Below are 14388 nucleotides of genomic sequence, written 5' to 3'. Positions count from 1 at the left end.
CACCGTTCTCTTACATCCTTAGGTTTGTCAGCCATGATGAATACATACTTGTTGACCACTGAAGATATTGATCCTCGCACCTTGCCCGAGCAGGCCGTGCTGTATGCCCATCTGTTGACACGAGATGCCATGAATGATGAGTGCGTGCGCAAGTTGATGGCCGCACCGCGTTTTGTGCGGTCGGACAAGGGCATTCCGTATGTGGTGCTCAAGGATATGCGAACGCATCGCTGGACCCTGATTCGTGCCTGGCGCGAGTATCTGGAGATCAAGCGTGAGCGTTTGGCCAGTCGCTTGGGAATCAGTGTGGCGGAATACAACGTGATCGAGAAAGGTCTTGTTCCGTTGAGCCAGACCATGCTGGCCCTGTTGGCGCAGGGAATGGGTCTGGACGAGACGCAGTTGCAGATGTCTCCGTATCAGCCCGTGCAGGAACCTTTGGCTTTGAGCTAGTGCCAAGGGATCAAAAACAAAGCTACGACAGGAAAGAGCAGATGCAGGCAGCAGCTTGTGCCAGGCTCGAAAGCAGTTCCGGCCCCATCACGTTTATCGCGTGATGGGGCCGGTTTTTTGAGTGCAGGATTTGGCTGGTTTTACTCGGCCGAGTCTTCGGTTTGCAGTTTCACTACCTGCTTGGCTCGGGTGTCGACATGCAGAGAGAAGATGTCGGGGCGCGAGTAGTGGCCGTAGACGTCAAAGTCCAGATTGGCCTGTTTGAGCAGGTCCATATCCAGTTCGGCGTACAGCTCGGTTTCTTCATCAAACACCGGGCCGGCCAGCACTTCGCCGGTGGGGCTGACGATCATGCTGCCGCCGTGCATTACGTAGCTGTCCGGAGCAAACTCGCCGGGCAGGGCAAATTCTTTCTGGAAGGACTCGGGGTAGTTGTTCAGGCGGATGGCCTGGCAGGCGGACAGCACAAACACACGGCCTTCAACGGCGATGTGAATCATGGACGAGGCCCAGGTGGGGCGGTCGTCTGCGGTGGGGGCGCAGTACAGTTCGGTGCCTTGGGCATACATGGTCTGACGCAGGGTGGGCATGTAGTTCTCCCAGCAGATCACGTTGCCGATACGACCCATGGGCGTGTCGACAGTGCCCATGGTGGAGCCATCGCCAAAGCCCCAGACCAGACGTTCCTGGCCGGTAGGCATCAGTTTGCGGTGGATGCCCACCACGCCTTTGCCCGGAGCCAGTGTCAGAGCGGTGCAGTACAGGGTGCGGCCCATTTTTTCGATTACGCCCATGACGGTGTACACACCGGTTTGGGTGACTGCATCGGCCAGTGCTTCCAGTTCAGGGCCACCCAGGGTGACTGCGCCTTCCACATACATCTGGTACAGGGCACGTCCTTCAGGACGGCGGTTGCCGATGACGCTGCCAAAGCTGATGCCTTTGGGATAACCACCCAGAAAGGCTTCGGGAAAGACAGCCAGGGTGGCGCCATTGGCAGCTACGCGCTGCAAGATGGCGGCGGCTTTTTCGACACTGCTGGCAGAGTCAAACGGAATGGATGCCGCTTGTATAACTGCAACTTTGCTCATAACTAGGTCTCCTTTAAAGGTCAGCCTGCGGACAAGTCCACGTTTTTGGTTTCAGGCAGGCGGGTATACAGGATCAGGAAGCACACCAGGGATACCGCAGCCAGGTACCAGGCCGGTACGTTGGGGTTACCTGTGTACTGGATCAGGGCAGCAGCAATGAAGGGGCCAGGGCCAGCCAGCAGAGCCGACGAGACGTTGTGGCCCAGTGCGGCGCCGGTCGAGCGAATCGAGGCGGGGAACACTTCCACCAGCAGCACCACGTTCATGACGGCAGAGATGGCTACCAGGAAAGCCATGATGATCAGGCCCAGAAGAATCAGCGCGGGTTTGCCGGAGTTCATCATGATGAAAATCGGGTAGGCCATGATGGTCAGACCCGCGGCGGCAAACAAGGCCAGTTTGCGGCGACCGTAGTGGTCCGAGAAACGGCCAACCAGTGGGTGCAAGATGCAATACACCACCAGCGAGGCACTGCACAGCCACAGGGCCGAGGTCTTGCTCATGCCCAGGATGGAAACCAGGTGGTTGTTGGCGTAGGTGATGAAGTAGTACAGCGACACCAGGAACAGAGCAGAGAACGCAAAGGACAGAACAAAGGCGTTGAACTTGTCCTTGGACGAGACGCGCTCCAGCGTGTTGTTGGCTTTCTTTTCCTGCAGCTCGTGGTAGACGGGGGTGTCGTTCAGTTTGCGACGGATAAAGACCGCAATGAAGGTCATCACAATCGACAGCACGAAGGGCACACGCCAGCCCCAGCTGTAGACCTGAGCTTCGGTCAGCGTGGCGTTGATGGCGGCAGCGGTGGCGGTACCGAGCAGGAAGGCGATGCCGGCGGTGAAGGTCACTACGCTGGCGGCGGTGGCACGACGGTTGGAAGGGGCGCTTTCCACCAGGAAAATACCGGCAGCGGACCATTCACCACCCACCATCATGCCTTGCAGGAAGCGCAGCACAACCAGCAGGATAGGAGCGGTAATGCCGATGGTGTCATAGCCAGGCAGCAGGCCAATCAGGGTGGTGAACACGCCCATGCCAAAGACGGTAATCATCAACACGGTCTTGCGGCCAAAGCGATCGCCAATGGGGCCCAGAATCAGGGCGCCAAAGGGGCGCGAGACAAAGCCCACGGCAAACACGGCCAGGGACGACAACAGGGAAACGCCAGCGGCGTCGGATGGAAAGTAGATGCTGCCGATAATGGCTGCAAAGTAGCCATAAATCGCGAAGTCAAACCATTCCATAAAGTTGCCAATACCAACGGCAACAACTTGTTTTTTACTCAGGCCCGGCTGGCCTGGGGGTGCCGATTTGGCATGCGAAGGGGCGACGGTAGCAGTGCCCATAGAGATCTCCTCGAGCAGGGCAGGTGAATACCTGCCCTTATTGTGGTTGTGGCTGATTTTTAGTCTAATCAAGCCAAATAATTATTCAAACTAATTAGAAAAATGGCTTCCATTAATATCGCTAATATCAGGCAGATGGATCTGAACCTGCTGCTGGTGTTCCAGTGCTTGATGAACGAGCGCAGCGTGACCAAGGCCGCCAATGCCCTATTTCTGACCCAGGGCGCGGTCAGCGCGTCCTTGCGCAAGTTGCGGGTGGTATTCAATGACGAGCTGTTTACCCGTGGTTCGCACGGAATGACGCCTACGCATCGGGCGTTGGAGATTGCCCCGCAGATATCCGAGGCCCTGAAAAGCATCTCGGCGCTGGTCACATCCGAGCAGGAGTTCGATCCAGCTCGCTCCAGCCGGGTTTTTCGCATCGCTTTGTCCGACGATCTGGAAAATATGCTGGCCAAACGCATGATTCGCATGGCTGACGAGCAGGGCTGGACGATCAGTTTTTCCTTCTACCAAACCAATAGCTATTTGTGGCCGCAAAGCATGGTGGAGCATGGGGCGGATCTGGCGATCTGCTCCAGCCCCAAATTTCTGAGCACCATGCACAAGTCGCAAGTGCTGTTTTCGGCTTCCTATATCTGCATTTACGATAAGCAGTCCATTGCGTTTTCAACCCCCATCAGCAAGCAGGAGTATCTGCATGCTCACCATGGGCGGGTGTCCTTTGACGGCTTGCGCGGTTTTGTCGATGAGCTCTTTGATGCCGAGCGACTGCAGCGCAAGGTCAAGGCCTCGTTCACGCATTTTTCCGGGGCAATCAACGCCATTATTGGCAGCCCTTTGGTGCTGACCATGCCCGATTACGCCGCCCGCTCCTTTGTGGAATGCAATAGTCGATTAGCCGTCTCGCCGGTGCCGTTGCGGGTGCCATCCTTTGTGGTGTCCATGATTTGGGACATCAACAAGGAACATGATGAAGAAAGCCGCTGGTTGCGGCGTTTTGTGCTGGAGCTGACCGAGTCTGTCAGCCAGTGACGTGCTGCCGATACGATCTGGCGGCGTACTATTGCTCCTGTTCTGTTTTCTTTTCTACTATCCGCCATGCGAATTTTATTGATTGAAGACGAGCCTGATTTGGCCCTGTGGCTGACACGCAGCATGCAAAAGAAAGGGTTTGCAGTCGAGTGGTCCAACGACGGGATGGTGGCCTACCATCGTTTGCAGATCGAGGAATTTGATGCGCTGGTCCTGGACCTGGGCTTGCCGGGCATGGACGGACGTGCCTTGCTGGCACGCCTGCGTTCGGATGATAACCGGACTCCCGTGTTGATCTTGACGGCTCGCGACTCCTTGCAGGAGCGAGTGGAAGCCCTGGAGTGTGGGGCGGACGATTTTTTGCCCAAACCTTTTCGTATTGAAGAGCTGGTGGCGCGCGTCAATGCCCTGATTCGTCGTAGCCGGGGCAAGGACAAACCGCGTATGGCGTGTGGCAGCCTGGTCTATGACTTGTCCACGCAGCGCTTTACGCTGGATTCGGCGCTTCTGTCCGTGTCACCGCGCGAGGCCGAGGTGCTGCGTATTCTGGTGCAGCGTAGCGGAGAGCCAGTGAACAAGCAGTTCATCCTGGATCGGCTCAATGACAAGGATGAGGATGAAATCAATATCGAAGCTATCGAGGTATTGGTGCATCGGTTGCGCAAGAAACTGCAGTCCTCGGATGTCCATATCGTCACTTTGCGCGGCGTAGGTTATTGCCTGGAGCCTGTGAGCGATGACGAGCCTTAGCGTATTGCCTTATTGGGGGCAAACATGGCCTTAAGCAGTTTGCGTCGTACTTTGTTGTTCATGCTGATTCCTGCGGCCTTGCTGACCTCGGGCGTGTCCCTGTTTGTTTCCAGCATGACCCTGAAAGATCAGGTCAACGCCGCGTTTGACCGGGCCTTGGCCGGTGCCTTGAAGTCCATGTCGTCCAATGTCTTGACCATCAGTGGCGGGCTGGCGATGGAGCAGTCTTACTACATGATGGAGTTCATGGAGTACACCATCAGCAGTCAGGTGTATTTCAGGGTGGCCACTGAAGATGGTTTGTCGGAAATTGGCTTTACCGGTATGCCCTTGCCCATGCGGCGTCTGCTCAGTAACCAGCCCGTGTTTTATGACGCTGAGTATTTGGGAGAGCCCTTGCGCATCGCGGCAGTGGCGCTGGAATCGGATGGGCGCCTGCAGACTTATCAAGACAGCCGAATCCTGATTCAGGCAGGTGAAAACCTGAGCGAGCGCCATGCTTTCATACGCAAAGTCATTATCCAGAATCTGATTCAGGACGTGGCGGTGCTCAGCCTTTTCATTATTCTGATTCTGGTTGGCACTTTGCTGGCGCTACGCCCTTTGCGCAAGTTGAGCGCCGAGGTACGGCATCGTTCCCCCGATAATCTGGAACCGATCAGTGAGGCCAGCCTGCCGCGAGAGGTCCGGCCTTTGGTGCAGACCATCAATTTGCATATGGATCGTTATGCACGCAAATCACGCGAGCAACAGCAGTTTTTGGACGATGCCTCGCACCAGTTGAAAACCCCCTTGGCTGTTTTGCTGACCCAGGTGGATTTTGCCCTGTCCCTGGCCAAGACCGATGAAATGAAGGAGGTGCTGGAGGCAATTCAATTACGCTTGAACAACACGGCCCAGATGACGCATCAAATGGTGGCCTTGTCCAGGGTTCGCGATGCTGCTGACCAGCTACGCACCCGTGCAGCCTTGGGCGCAGTCGACTTGTGTCAGCAAGCCGGGCTGGTGGTGGATGAGCTCTGGAGCCTGGCGCGGTCCAAGCGCCAGGATCTGGGCCTGGACGCGCCCTCCACCCCTGTTCGGGTAGCTGGGGAGGCTTGGCTCTTGCAACAGGCCTTGAGCAATATGGTCAGCAATGCCATCAAGTACTGCCCACGTGCTGCATGCATTACGGTAACGGTGCGCAAGGAAGGGCCGGTGTGCAGCATTCAGGTTGAAGACGATGGTCCGGGTATGAGTGCTGATGATATGGCCAAGGCAGGCCATCGTTTCAGGCGCGGCGAGGCGGGGAAGGCCTTGCAGGGCTCCGGTTTGGGGCTGGCGATTGTACAGGCTATTGCACAGATTCATGGTGCCCGCATGAGCTTGCGGACAGGCCCGCAGCAGCGTGGTTTGATCGTGCGTTTGGAGTTTGATTCGCTTGAGCGCTGATTGGATTTTTCAGGGTATACCCTTGAAAATCGTGTTTTTTGGCGAAATTGAAAGGTAGGCGAAAGCTTCGCTCCGGTAAGGTCGCACCCATTACAACGACCAAGATCCTCCTGGAGGCGAATCAATGACTATCCACATGAAACTACGGGTGCTACTGGCCAGCAGTATTCTGGGTTTGAGCAGCCTGAGTGGCGTACAGGCCCAGCAACCCTCCAAGCCTGAATGTATTGCTCCAGCACAGCCAGGCGGCGGGTTTGACCTGACCTGTCGTGTAGCCGTGAACGGTTTTCTGGAAACCAAGCTGCTGGAAAATCCCATGCGCACCGTTTACATGCCCGGCGGTGTCGGGGCGGTGGCCTATAACCACATCGTGGCGCAGCGTCCGGGCGACGGCAATGCGATTGCTGCTTTCTCGGGTGGCTCCCTGCTGAATCTGGCACAGGGCAAATTTGGCAAATATTCGGTAGAGGACGTGCGCTGGCTGGCGTCGATTGGCAGTGACTACGGCGTGGCTATTGTGCGTGCGGACTCGCCCTATCAGGATCTGAAATCCCTGATGGAGGCCTTCAAGGCCGACCCGACCAAGATTGTTCTGGGAGCGGGTGGTTCCGTGGGTGGGCAGGACTGGATGAAGGCTGCGCTGACGGCCCGTGCCGCAGATGTGGATTTCCGCAAAATGCGCTTTGTTGCCTTTGAGGGTGGTGGCGAGGCCATGACGGCCCTGCGCGGTAGTCATATTCAGGCCTATATGGGCGATGCAGCCGAAGCTCACACCATGCTGGAGGGTGGGGCGCCTATTCGTGTTCTGGCCGTCTTTAACGACAAGCGACTGGATGGTGCGCTGGCCGAGATTCCCACGGCTAAAGAGCAGGGCTTTGATATTGAGTGGCCTATTATTCGCGGCTTTTATGTGGGCCCCAAAGTCTCTGACGAGCAATATCAGTGGTGGGTCCAGGCGTTCGAGCAACTGATGAAAACGCCCGAGTTTGCTCGCATGCAAACCCAGCAGGGTCTGTTCCCCTTCAATATGAGCGGCCAGGAACTGGATGCTTACGTAAAACAACAAGTAATTCAGTATCGAGAATTGGCTGACTCGTTTGGCCTGATCAAGAAGTAAGTTTTTACGGTACTTCCGGCCGGTTTGCGCCGGGAGTGCCGCCTGTCTGCCCCGTCGTCCATGGCGGGTGAATCCGGAGATTCCAATCATGACGCTGAATGATCGCGTACTAGGCGTGGGCGCGCTGGTGCTCGCTGCCTTGATCACCGCTTTTGGCTACGACCTAGAGCCCCCATTTTCCTATGAGCCTGTTGGGCCCAAGGCCTTTCCCTTATTGCTGGCCTTGATCATTGCTTTATGCGGGCTGCGCCTGATTATCAAAGGTGGTGGGACTGTGCCTGCCAACCCCAGTGGAGCCAATGGCCGCATCTTGATGATGGTGGCTTACCTGGCGGCCTATGCCTGGCTGTTTCAGTGGCTGGGTTTCATCATTGCCACCACCCTGATGGCTACCCTGGTGGGCCGTCTGTTTGGCGGTAGCTGGAAGCAGGCCCTGATTGGCGGGCTGTCGATGGGAGTGGGGCTGTTTCTGTTGTTTGATCTGGGCCTGGATGTGGTTCTGCCCTACGGCATCCTGGGAGAGTGGTTATGAGCTCGATTCTTGATTATTTGAGCGTAGGCTTTGGGGTTGCTTTTTCTGCCCAGAATCTGCTGGTCGCCGCGATTGGCGCTTTTATCGGCACCATTGTGGGCGTGTTGCCGGGACTGGGACCGATTAATGGCGTGGCCATGCTGGTGCCGATTGCCTTTGCCATGAAGCTGCCCCCGGAGTCTGCTCTGATCCTGTTGGCCGCCGTGTATGTGGGGGCAGAGTATGGTGGTCGTATTACTTCCATTCTGATCAATGTGCCGGGTGAAGCGGCAGCGGTCATGACGACTCTGGATGGCTATCCGCTGGCGCGCAAAGGGTTGGCCAGTGTGGCTTTGTCCTTGTCGGCTTTTTCCTCGTTCATCGGGTCTACCATTGCCATTTGCGGCATTGTGCTGCTGGCTCCCATGCTGGCGGGCTGGGCGGTTGCCTTTGGCCCGGCCGAGTATTTTGTGCTGATGGTGTTTGCCTTTTGTGCGCTGACCAGTTTGTTGGGGGATGAGCCTGTCAAAGGTATCCTGGCCGCCATGCTGGGCCTGTTTATTTCTACGGTGGGAGTGGACGCCAACTCGGGGGTGTATCGGTACAGCTTTGATATTCCGAACCTGGCAGACGGCATTGATTTTGTCGTTGTCGTGATTGGTTTGTTTGCTGTGGCAGAGATGTTGCAGATGCTGGAAAACCTGTTGGGTGGCGTGTCGATCGAAGTACCTAAAAGCAAGCGCAAGCTCTTTAACCTGAAAGAGCTGGGCATGACCTGGTGGAGCACCGTACGTGGTGGTGTGATGGGTTTTTTCATCGGTATCCTGCCCGGTGCCGGGGCCAGTGTGGCCTCTGCGGTGGCCTACGCCAATGAGAAAAAATATATCGAAGGCAAAGATCCCAATGCCATGTTTGGCCAGGGCGATATGCGTGGCCTGGCTGCGCCAGAGGCAGCCAATAACAGCGCTGCAACCGGCTCCTTTATTCCCATGCTGACACTGGGCGTGCCAGGCTCTGGAACAACGGCGGTCATGATGGGTGCCCTGACGCTGTACAACATCACGCCGGGGCCCGTACTGTTTGAATCTCAGCCACAGATTGTGTGGGGCTTGATTGCTTCCTTGATGGTCGCCAACGTCATGCTGTTCTTGATGAACGTGCCCATGGTCCGGGTCTTTGCCTCCATGCTGGCTATTCCTCCGCGCCTGTTGGTGCCTGGTATTTTGGCGATCAGTTATATCGGGGTCTATGCCATCAATGGCACGAGCTTTGATCTACTGCTGGTCGTCGGCATTGGCGTTCTGGGCTACTTCCTGCGCAAGATGAATGTGCCCATGGCACCGATGGTGCTGGGTGTGGTTCTGGGCAATATGATGGAACAGAATCTGCGTCGCGCGCTGTCCATCACGAACGGAGAAATCGGTATTCTGTTCGAGAGCAAAGTTTCAATTGCCTTGTGGATCGCGGCCGTTTTGGTTAGTGTAGGTCCGATCGTGCTGCGTCGTATTGCAGGGCGCAAGCAACTGCACGACGAGACATAAATAGGGGGGCCCCACCGCTTCGGTGGGGCTTTTATCGGGAGAAAGTGCCAGGCTGCGGCCTGGCCTTGTTGTTTTTGTTATGGCTATCTGGTTTCGAATTGCTCTGGGTTTTGGAGTAGCCCTGCTTGGTGCCCTGGTGGCCAGTTGGCTGAGTATGCCTTTGCCCTGGATGTTGGGTGCCCTGATCTTGACGGCAGCTACCAAAATGGCAGGCAGTCCGGGGGCTTGCATGCCGCTGGCGCGCAATGCAGGTCAATGGGTTATTGGGACATCCCTGGGGCTGTATTTCACCCCGGCCATGGTGCATCTGATTGGCAGTAATGCTCTGTTTATCGTGATGGGCATGGTGTTTGCGCTGGTCTTGTGCTGCATAGGCACATTCATGCTGACCCGTTATGCCGGTACGGATCTGCGTACTGCCTGGTTTGCCAGTGCAGTAGGGGGAGCCAGTGAGATGACGGGGCTGGCGGAACGTTATGGTGCACGTCCGGATCTGGTCGCCTCTGCACATGGTTTGCGGGTGCTGATGGTCGTGGTGATTATTCCCTTCGCGTTCGAGGCTTTGGGCTTTTCGGGGGAGCAGGCGGGAGCTGTCGTACGGCCTGATTTTCTGAACCTTCCTGGCCTGGCTCTGCTGGTGCTGTTAAGCAGTGTGGCAGGCTTCCTCTTTCAAATCTTGCGTCTGCCCAACCCTTGGGTGCTAGGCCCTTTGTTGGTGGTGGCCATTCTTACGTATAACGACATTATTTTGTCGGGCCTGCCGATACAAATTTCCAACTTGGGACAGCTGTGCATTGGCTGGGCTTTGGGCGACAAGTTCGGGCCGGACTTTTTCCGTCGTGCTCCCAGGTATCTGGGGGTTGCCGCCATTAGTAACTTGATCAATCTGTGCTTGGCGTTTGCTTTCGCCTATGGCCTGTATAGGCTTTCCGATATTGCCTATCCCACGCTGGTGCTTGGCGTCAGCCCAGGCGGCATTGCAGAGATGGCGATTACAGCCAAAGTACTGCAATTGGGAGCGCCGATGGTGACCTCCTTTCAGGTGGCGCGCATGGTTTGCGTGTTGGTGTTGACCGGACCTTTATATACCCGTCTTGCCCGCCACTTGAAACTGAGTTGAGGGCTGTTTGTATCAGCCTGATGAAAAAAGCCCGGTGTCTGACCGGGCTTTTTTCTTTTGCATCAAGAAAGGGTGGCTTGCGGCAGAGGGTTAGCGGCCTGGCGTGACTTTGCCATGCTCGCCGATCTCGGTCAGGCGCTCGCCCATCAGCGTGGCTTTCAGCATTTTTCCGGCTTGTGCCAGCTTGCCTTCGCGCACGCTCCAGTACTCCGCACTATCAATATGCACGCACACCAGCGCCAGATCGGGGTCGGTAATACCCTCGGCAAACCAGGCTTCGGTCATGGTGTTCCAGAAGCGTTCTTTCTGGTTCATGGAGTCGACTACGCGGGCCATACCGGACACCGACACATAGGTGTCGCTTTTAGGGTCGGCATAGCTGACGTTCACATGCGGATTGGCGGTCAGATTACTGACCGGGTCACTGCTGCGCGACATGAAGAACCATAGCTTGTCATGCTCATAGTCCTCTTGGGTCGACCCCATTTTTGCCTTCTGGGTTGTCATGGGCCAGGCATGAAGTTCGCCATTGGCCGCATGGGTGACGAACATCGCAAAGCGGATGTCCTTGATAATCTCTTGCAGATGTTCAAAGGAAGATTCAATTGTCTCGTTCATGGCATCTCCTTGAGAAGGTTGAAGAGTTAAGACTGCTTACTTAATCACCCCGCAAGCAAAGCGCCCGCCACCGCCGCCCAGGGGCGCGGGGTGGTCGGAGTGGTTGTCACCGCCTTCGTGAATCATCAGGGAGCGGCCCTTGATCTGATCCAAGGACTTCAGGCGTGGGGCCAGAACGGGTGTGCTGGCGGTACCGTCAGCCTGTACATACAGGGCGGGCAGGTCGCCCAAGTGGCCGTTGCCCCATGGGAAGCCGTGCTTGCCGGTTTTTGCAGGATCCAGGTGGCCGCCCGCTGCTCCGGCAGGCGTTACCTTGCCGTCTTTTTCGCTGGGGGCGCAGCTGGCATTCTCATGCACATGGAAGCCATGTACACCGGGTTTCAGGTTTTTCAGGTCTGGCGTGAAAACCAAACCATGCTCTGTCTGACGGACGCTAACCTGGCCGATCTGTTCGCCAGCACCGCTTTCGGTAGCCATATTCATGGGGATGATGACATCGGCCAGTGAGGGGGCGGATAAAGCAAGGGTGGCGCCTGCGGTGGCCAAGACCATTGCGCATCGCGCTTTGAAGGAAGAAAAACGCATAAGGCTGGTTCCTTTGCTGAAATAAAACAGAAGGTTAGATCAGCCTAGCATTGCAGCCGCGCCATGCAGTTAAGAGACGTTTCTCTTTGTCAGTAAAGTCGGCTCGGAAAGAGATCAACCGTGGGCGGTACGCTGGTGGTTCCGAACGTGTCGACAAGCTGTGTGTTGGATTCCGTCATGCTGAAAAGTATCTTGACGATTAGATGCCAGTTCCAAGCCGCTGCCCTGACTTCGTGCCAAAGCGATACAGTATGAAGAAAAAGGCCAGCCGGAATCAGTCCTCTGCTTCCACCTCTTCCACGGACAGCAGCTCCTGATGGTCGAAGTACAGATTGGAACTGATTACGGGCGAGGACTCGTCGGCCTGTGCGCTTAGTTCCAGACAATCGCCGGACAGACAAAGATCAGTCAGCAGAGCGGGTTTGCCATTCATCCAGATTTTCCCGCTGACATCCTGATAACGCTGCTTGAGCTGCAAGTGGTAGTCCGTCCCGTCCAGACCTTCCCATTCCCATTCGCCTGTCACCTGCGCGGGCACAATCCATTTGTAGATTTTGATGCCGCCTACATGCAGGATCTCGTCGGCTTCCCAGTCGCCCATATCAAAGGCGTGCGACACAATGCGCGCACCGGGTCGCAGTTCCTGCAACAAGCGCGGACGCAGGATGGCATTGATGGTGTCCATCAAGTACAGCGTCACGATGGTGGCCTGGCTGAAGTCTGCGGTAAACAGATCCTCTTCCACAAAGTCCACCAGATACTCCACGCCTGCATGGCCGGCTTGCTCCATCGCATCGGCAACGCGCAACGGGTCCAGTTCGACGCCTATGCTGGTGCAGTGGTACTTTTTGGCGGCCGCAATGACAATGCGCCCATCGCCACAGCCCAGGTCATACAAGACGTCCTTGCGCCCGGTTTGGGCCAGTTGCAACATGGTGTCGATGACGCGGTCGTCGCTGGGGACGAAGGGCACGTCCAGAAAAATGTCAGGTTCCACGATGGAATGGTCGTTAAGGTCTTCAATCAGGTCTTTGAACAATAGCGGTCCTTATCAGTGGCGTTGGGTGAAAATTCGTTTAAATTCGGTTATCTATAGTTTAAACCACAGCAAAATAAGCCAAAATTCGCTTTTTGTGTGGATATGGACGATCATCAGTCTATGTCAGACTTATATGGCTCGACCTCATCTACACCCGTCAAGTTAAAAACCCGTCTCCAGCATATACGAATCTCGCCCAGAGAATCGTTACGTATTCGTTCCTTGGCCGATCACATGCAATATGCTGACCCATTAGGGCATGCACAGTCTTTGGGCATAGGCCCGGCTGTCTGGCCCTTGTTTGGCCTGGTATGGCCATCCAGCATTCAACTGGCGCGCAAACTGAAAAACCGCCCCATTCGGGCGGATGAAAGCATTCTGGAATTGGGCTGCGGATTGGGCCTGACCAGTCTGGTGATGCATAAACGTGGCGCACAAATCCACGCCAGCGATTGCCATCCCATGGTGCCGCATTTCCTGAAGCTGAATCAGGCTTTGAATGGCTTGTCCGATCTGCCGTATGTCCATGCACAGTGGGGGGAGCAATCCTGCCCTGATTTGCTGGCGTCTCTGGGCCTGAAACCTGCCCGGCAGCGCTACGACCTGATCGTGGGCAGCGACCTGTTGTATGAAGGGAATACGCCCGCCCAATTAGCCCAACTGGTAGACCAGCGTGCGAAGAAGCAGGCCGAAGTCTGGGTGGTAGACCCGGACCGGGGGCATCGCAATAAATTTACTCAGGAAATGTCGCGCTACGGTTTTGAGCTGGTGCGACAGGTTTGCTTGCGCGATCGTCCCATTTTGATGCCCGAAGGCAAGGAGGTGTCTTACAAGGGGCGCTGCTTGCAGTATCAGCGCAGCTAAGTGAAAAAAACGGCTTTGGTGTTTTTGCCGGATGGGTAGAAACGACGAAGCGCTGGAAAAAGCCCCGTACAAATCGGCCCTCGTATTCGATTTGTACGGGGTTTTGTATCTACTCCGTTCTTGTAATGGTTCCCTGACTTCTCAGGGGTTTGGCGAGGCAAAAGGCGAAGGCGCTGAAGGCCGTGGTGGCCGCTGCGGATAAGCCGAGGTTCCGAAGTTCGAGCCCATACGATTGCTGGTCGTTGCTGGATTGACCAAACCCATCGCATTCGGGCCTTTCTGGATGATGGCTTCAGACCCTATTCCTGGCGCGCCGGGCGCTGTGCCTGCCTTGGGCTGCATTTGCTGGCTCAAGCAATCGTAGGACAGGGCCGCCTGTCCATCCACTACCACACTGACACAGCCTGGAGACACATCGGACGGGGGCCTTTTTGCGCCTTCAGGCTGCGCGTTCTCTTGGGCCATGCTGCCTGCCTGAACCAAAAACAATAAGAAGAAAAGGAGAGGGCGCATAGGGTGGTGCCAATAAAAAGAAGTCACACCGTAACGGCGTTCGGGTTCCACACACCCTAGCGCAAGCTTTCTCTTTTCTGGGTGAAGTTTTCATGACAAAGGCGGCGTATTTTGCCGCTGTCATGGGGGCAGGCACATCGTGCCGTTGGGGACGAGTCTCCCTGTTTGGCCCCCGCCGCCCAGAAAGAATTATGAAGTTTTTGTTACAAGCGAGAGTTTTCGATTTCTGCTGCGTCTAGATGTCAACGAGTCGCGCGGCGTGTCGTCCCAGCAGGGACACACAGACACAGCGCTCATCAGATTGAGGATCGGAAGCATCGTGATGCCAGCAGAAATTTCAGGGCGCAACGTCCGTTTGTCCGGGTGGAGGGGCCACC

The 14388-nt window shown here is 56.1% G+C and carries 15 protein-coding genes; 9 read left to right on the top strand and 6 right to left on the bottom strand.

Annotated elements, in window-relative coordinates:
• The first annotated feature begins 33 nt into the window (after positions 1 to 33).
• Complete coding sequence (locus U2949_RS07925; RefSeq protein WP_321287047.1) at positions 34 to 453, top strand: helix-turn-helix domain-containing protein; 420 nt, start codon at positions 34 to 36, stop codon at positions 451 to 453.
• A 140-nt stretch (positions 454 to 593) separates the two neighbouring features.
• Here U2949_RS07925 and U2949_RS07920 read toward each other — a convergent pair whose 3' ends face one another.
• Together U2949_RS07920 and U2949_RS07915 are read right to left on the bottom strand one after the other, a co-directional pair.
• Positions 594 to 1544: a carbon-nitrogen hydrolase family protein gene (locus U2949_RS07920; RefSeq protein ID WP_021447211.1), complete on the bottom strand. Its 951-nt coding sequence runs from the start codon at positions 1542 to 1544 to the stop codon at positions 594 to 596.
• A gap of 20 nt (positions 1545 to 1564) precedes the next feature.
• A complete protein-coding gene (locus tag U2949_RS07915) occupies positions 1565 to 2887 on the bottom strand; it encodes an MFS transporter (RefSeq protein ID WP_254002355.1) in 1323 nt (440 codons plus the stop codon).
• A gap of 102 nt (positions 2888 to 2989) precedes the next feature.
• Here U2949_RS07915 and U2949_RS07910 point away from each other — a divergent pair, with 102 nt between their 5' ends.
• The 7 genes from U2949_RS07910 (at position 2990) to U2949_RS07880 (ending at position 10392) form a co-directional block, all read left to right on the top strand.
• Complete coding sequence (locus U2949_RS07910; RefSeq protein ID WP_321287044.1) at positions 2990 to 3922, top strand: LysR family transcriptional regulator; 933 nt, start codon at positions 2990 to 2992, stop codon at positions 3920 to 3922.
• Between the two features lie 66 nt (positions 3923 to 3988).
• Entirely contained in the window at positions 3989 to 4672 is a 684-nt protein-coding gene (locus U2949_RS07905; protein WP_026483693.1) for a response regulator, read from the top strand.
• A gap of 24 nt (positions 4673 to 4696) precedes the next feature.
• On the top strand, positions 4697 to 6103 hold the full coding sequence (locus tag U2949_RS07900) for a sensor histidine kinase (RefSeq protein ID WP_026483694.1): 1407 nt from the start codon (positions 4697 to 4699) through the stop codon (positions 6101 to 6103).
• Positions 6104 to 6227: 124 nt separating this feature from the next.
• Entirely contained in the window at positions 6228 to 7220 is a 993-nt protein-coding gene (locus U2949_RS07895; protein ID WP_321287042.1) for a Bug family tripartite tricarboxylate transporter substrate binding protein, read from the top strand.
• 94 nt (positions 7221 to 7314) lie between these two features.
• The gene (locus tag U2949_RS07890) at positions 7315 to 7752 is read left to right on the top strand and encodes a tripartite tricarboxylate transporter TctB family protein (RefSeq protein ID WP_026483696.1); all 438 of its coding nucleotides are present in this window, start codon (positions 7315 to 7317) and stop codon (positions 7750 to 7752) included.
• The gene (locus tag U2949_RS07885; protein WP_009463441.1) at positions 7749 to 9272 is read left to right on the top strand and encodes a tripartite tricarboxylate transporter permease; all 1524 of its coding nucleotides are present in this window, start codon (positions 7749 to 7751) and stop codon (positions 9270 to 9272) included. Before U2949_RS07890 ends, U2949_RS07885 begins: the two co-directional genes overlap by 4 nt.
• 79 nt (positions 9273 to 9351) lie before the next feature.
• Positions 9352 to 10392 (top strand): AbrB family transcriptional regulator, encoded by a 1041-nt coding sequence (locus U2949_RS07880; protein ID WP_021447207.1) that lies wholly within the window; start codon positions 9352 to 9354, stop codon positions 10390 to 10392.
• Positions 10393 to 10482: 90 nt separating this feature from the next.
• Here the strand turns inward: U2949_RS07880 and U2949_RS07875 are convergent, their stop codons facing one another.
• From U2949_RS07875 to U2949_RS07865, 3 genes are all read right to left on the bottom strand, one after another.
• The gene (locus tag U2949_RS07875; protein WP_026483698.1) at positions 10483 to 11010 is read right to left on the bottom strand and encodes a pyridoxamine 5'-phosphate oxidase family protein; all 528 of its coding nucleotides are present in this window, start codon (positions 11008 to 11010) and stop codon (positions 10483 to 10485) included.
• A 36-nt stretch (positions 11011 to 11046) separates the two neighbouring features.
• A complete protein-coding gene (gene sodC / locus U2949_RS07870) occupies positions 11047 to 11595 on the bottom strand; it encodes a superoxide dismutase family protein (RefSeq protein ID WP_009463437.1) in 549 nt (182 codons plus the stop codon).
• Between the two features lie 274 nt (positions 11596 to 11869).
• A complete protein-coding gene (locus tag U2949_RS07865; protein WP_257722986.1) occupies positions 11870 to 12634 on the bottom strand; it encodes a class I SAM-dependent methyltransferase in 765 nt (254 codons plus the stop codon).
• Positions 12635 to 12868: 234 nt separating this feature from the next.
• Between U2949_RS07865 and U2949_RS07860 the strand changes: the two genes are divergently transcribed.
• Positions 12869 to 13498, top strand: coding sequence for a class I SAM-dependent methyltransferase (locus U2949_RS07860; RefSeq protein ID WP_021447206.1), 630 nt, complete (start codon positions 12869 to 12871; stop codon positions 13496 to 13498).
• Positions 13499 to 13639: 141 nt separating this feature from the next.
• On the opposite strand, the gene U2949_RS07855 is transcribed toward U2949_RS07860, so the two are convergent.
• The gene (locus tag U2949_RS07855; RefSeq protein ID WP_321287036.1) at positions 13640 to 13963 is read right to left on the bottom strand and encodes a hypothetical protein; all 324 of its coding nucleotides are present in this window, start codon (positions 13961 to 13963) and stop codon (positions 13640 to 13642) included.
• Positions 13964 to 14388 lie beyond the last annotated feature (425 nt).

The organism is Alcaligenes phenolicus (assembly GCF_032063905.1).
GTDB classification, from domain to species: Bacteria; Pseudomonadota; Gammaproteobacteria; order Burkholderiales; family Burkholderiaceae_B; genus Alcaligenes; species Alcaligenes phenolicus.
The sequence above is the reverse complement of the archived record's forward strand: the minus strand, read 5'-3'. Positions and strand labels throughout refer to the sequence as shown.

Excerpts from the sequence above, each read along its gene's own strand:
- U2949_RS07910 (WP_321287044.1), top strand. The coding sequence starts at position 2,990 with ATGGCTTCCATTAATATCGCTAATATCAGGCAGATGGATCTGAACCTG.
- U2949_RS07920 (WP_021447211.1), bottom strand. The coding sequence starts at position 1,544 with ATGAGCAAAGTTGCAGTTATACAAGCGGCATCCATTCCGTTTGACTCT.
- U2949_RS07855 (WP_321287036.1), bottom strand. The coding sequence starts at position 13,963 with ATGGCCCAAGAGAACGCGCAGCCTGAAGGCGCAAAAAGGCCCCCGTCC.
- U2949_RS07900 (WP_026483694.1), top strand. The coding sequence starts at position 4,697 with ATGGCCTTAAGCAGTTTGCGTCGTACTTTGTTGTTCATGCTGATTCCT.
- sodC (WP_009463437.1), bottom strand. The coding sequence starts at position 11,595 with ATGCGTTTTTCTTCCTTCAAAGCGCGATGCGCAATGGTCTTGGCCACC.
- U2949_RS07895 (WP_321287042.1), top strand. The coding sequence starts at position 6,228 with ATGACTATCCACATGAAACTACGGGTGCTACTGGCCAGCAGTATTCTG.
- U2949_RS07875 (WP_026483698.1), bottom strand. The coding sequence starts at position 11,010 with ATGAACGAGACAATTGAATCTTCCTTTGAACATCTGCAAGAGATTATC.
- U2949_RS07905 (WP_026483693.1), top strand. The coding sequence starts at position 3,989 with ATGCGAATTTTATTGATTGAAGACGAGCCTGATTTGGCCCTGTGGCTG.
- U2949_RS07915 (WP_254002355.1), bottom strand. The coding sequence starts at position 2,887 with ATGGGCACTGCTACCGTCGCCCCTTCGCATGCCAAATCGGCACCCCCA.
- U2949_RS07885 (WP_009463441.1), top strand. The coding sequence starts at position 7,749 with ATGAGCTCGATTCTTGATTATTTGAGCGTAGGCTTTGGGGTTGCTTTT.
- U2949_RS07860 (WP_021447206.1), top strand. The coding sequence starts at position 12,869 with ATGCAATATGCTGACCCATTAGGGCATGCACAGTCTTTGGGCATAGGC.
- U2949_RS07880 (WP_021447207.1), top strand. The coding sequence starts at position 9,352 with ATGGCTATCTGGTTTCGAATTGCTCTGGGTTTTGGAGTAGCCCTGCTT.
- U2949_RS07925 (WP_321287047.1), top strand. The coding sequence starts at position 34 with ATGATGAATACATACTTGTTGACCACTGAAGATATTGATCCTCGCACC.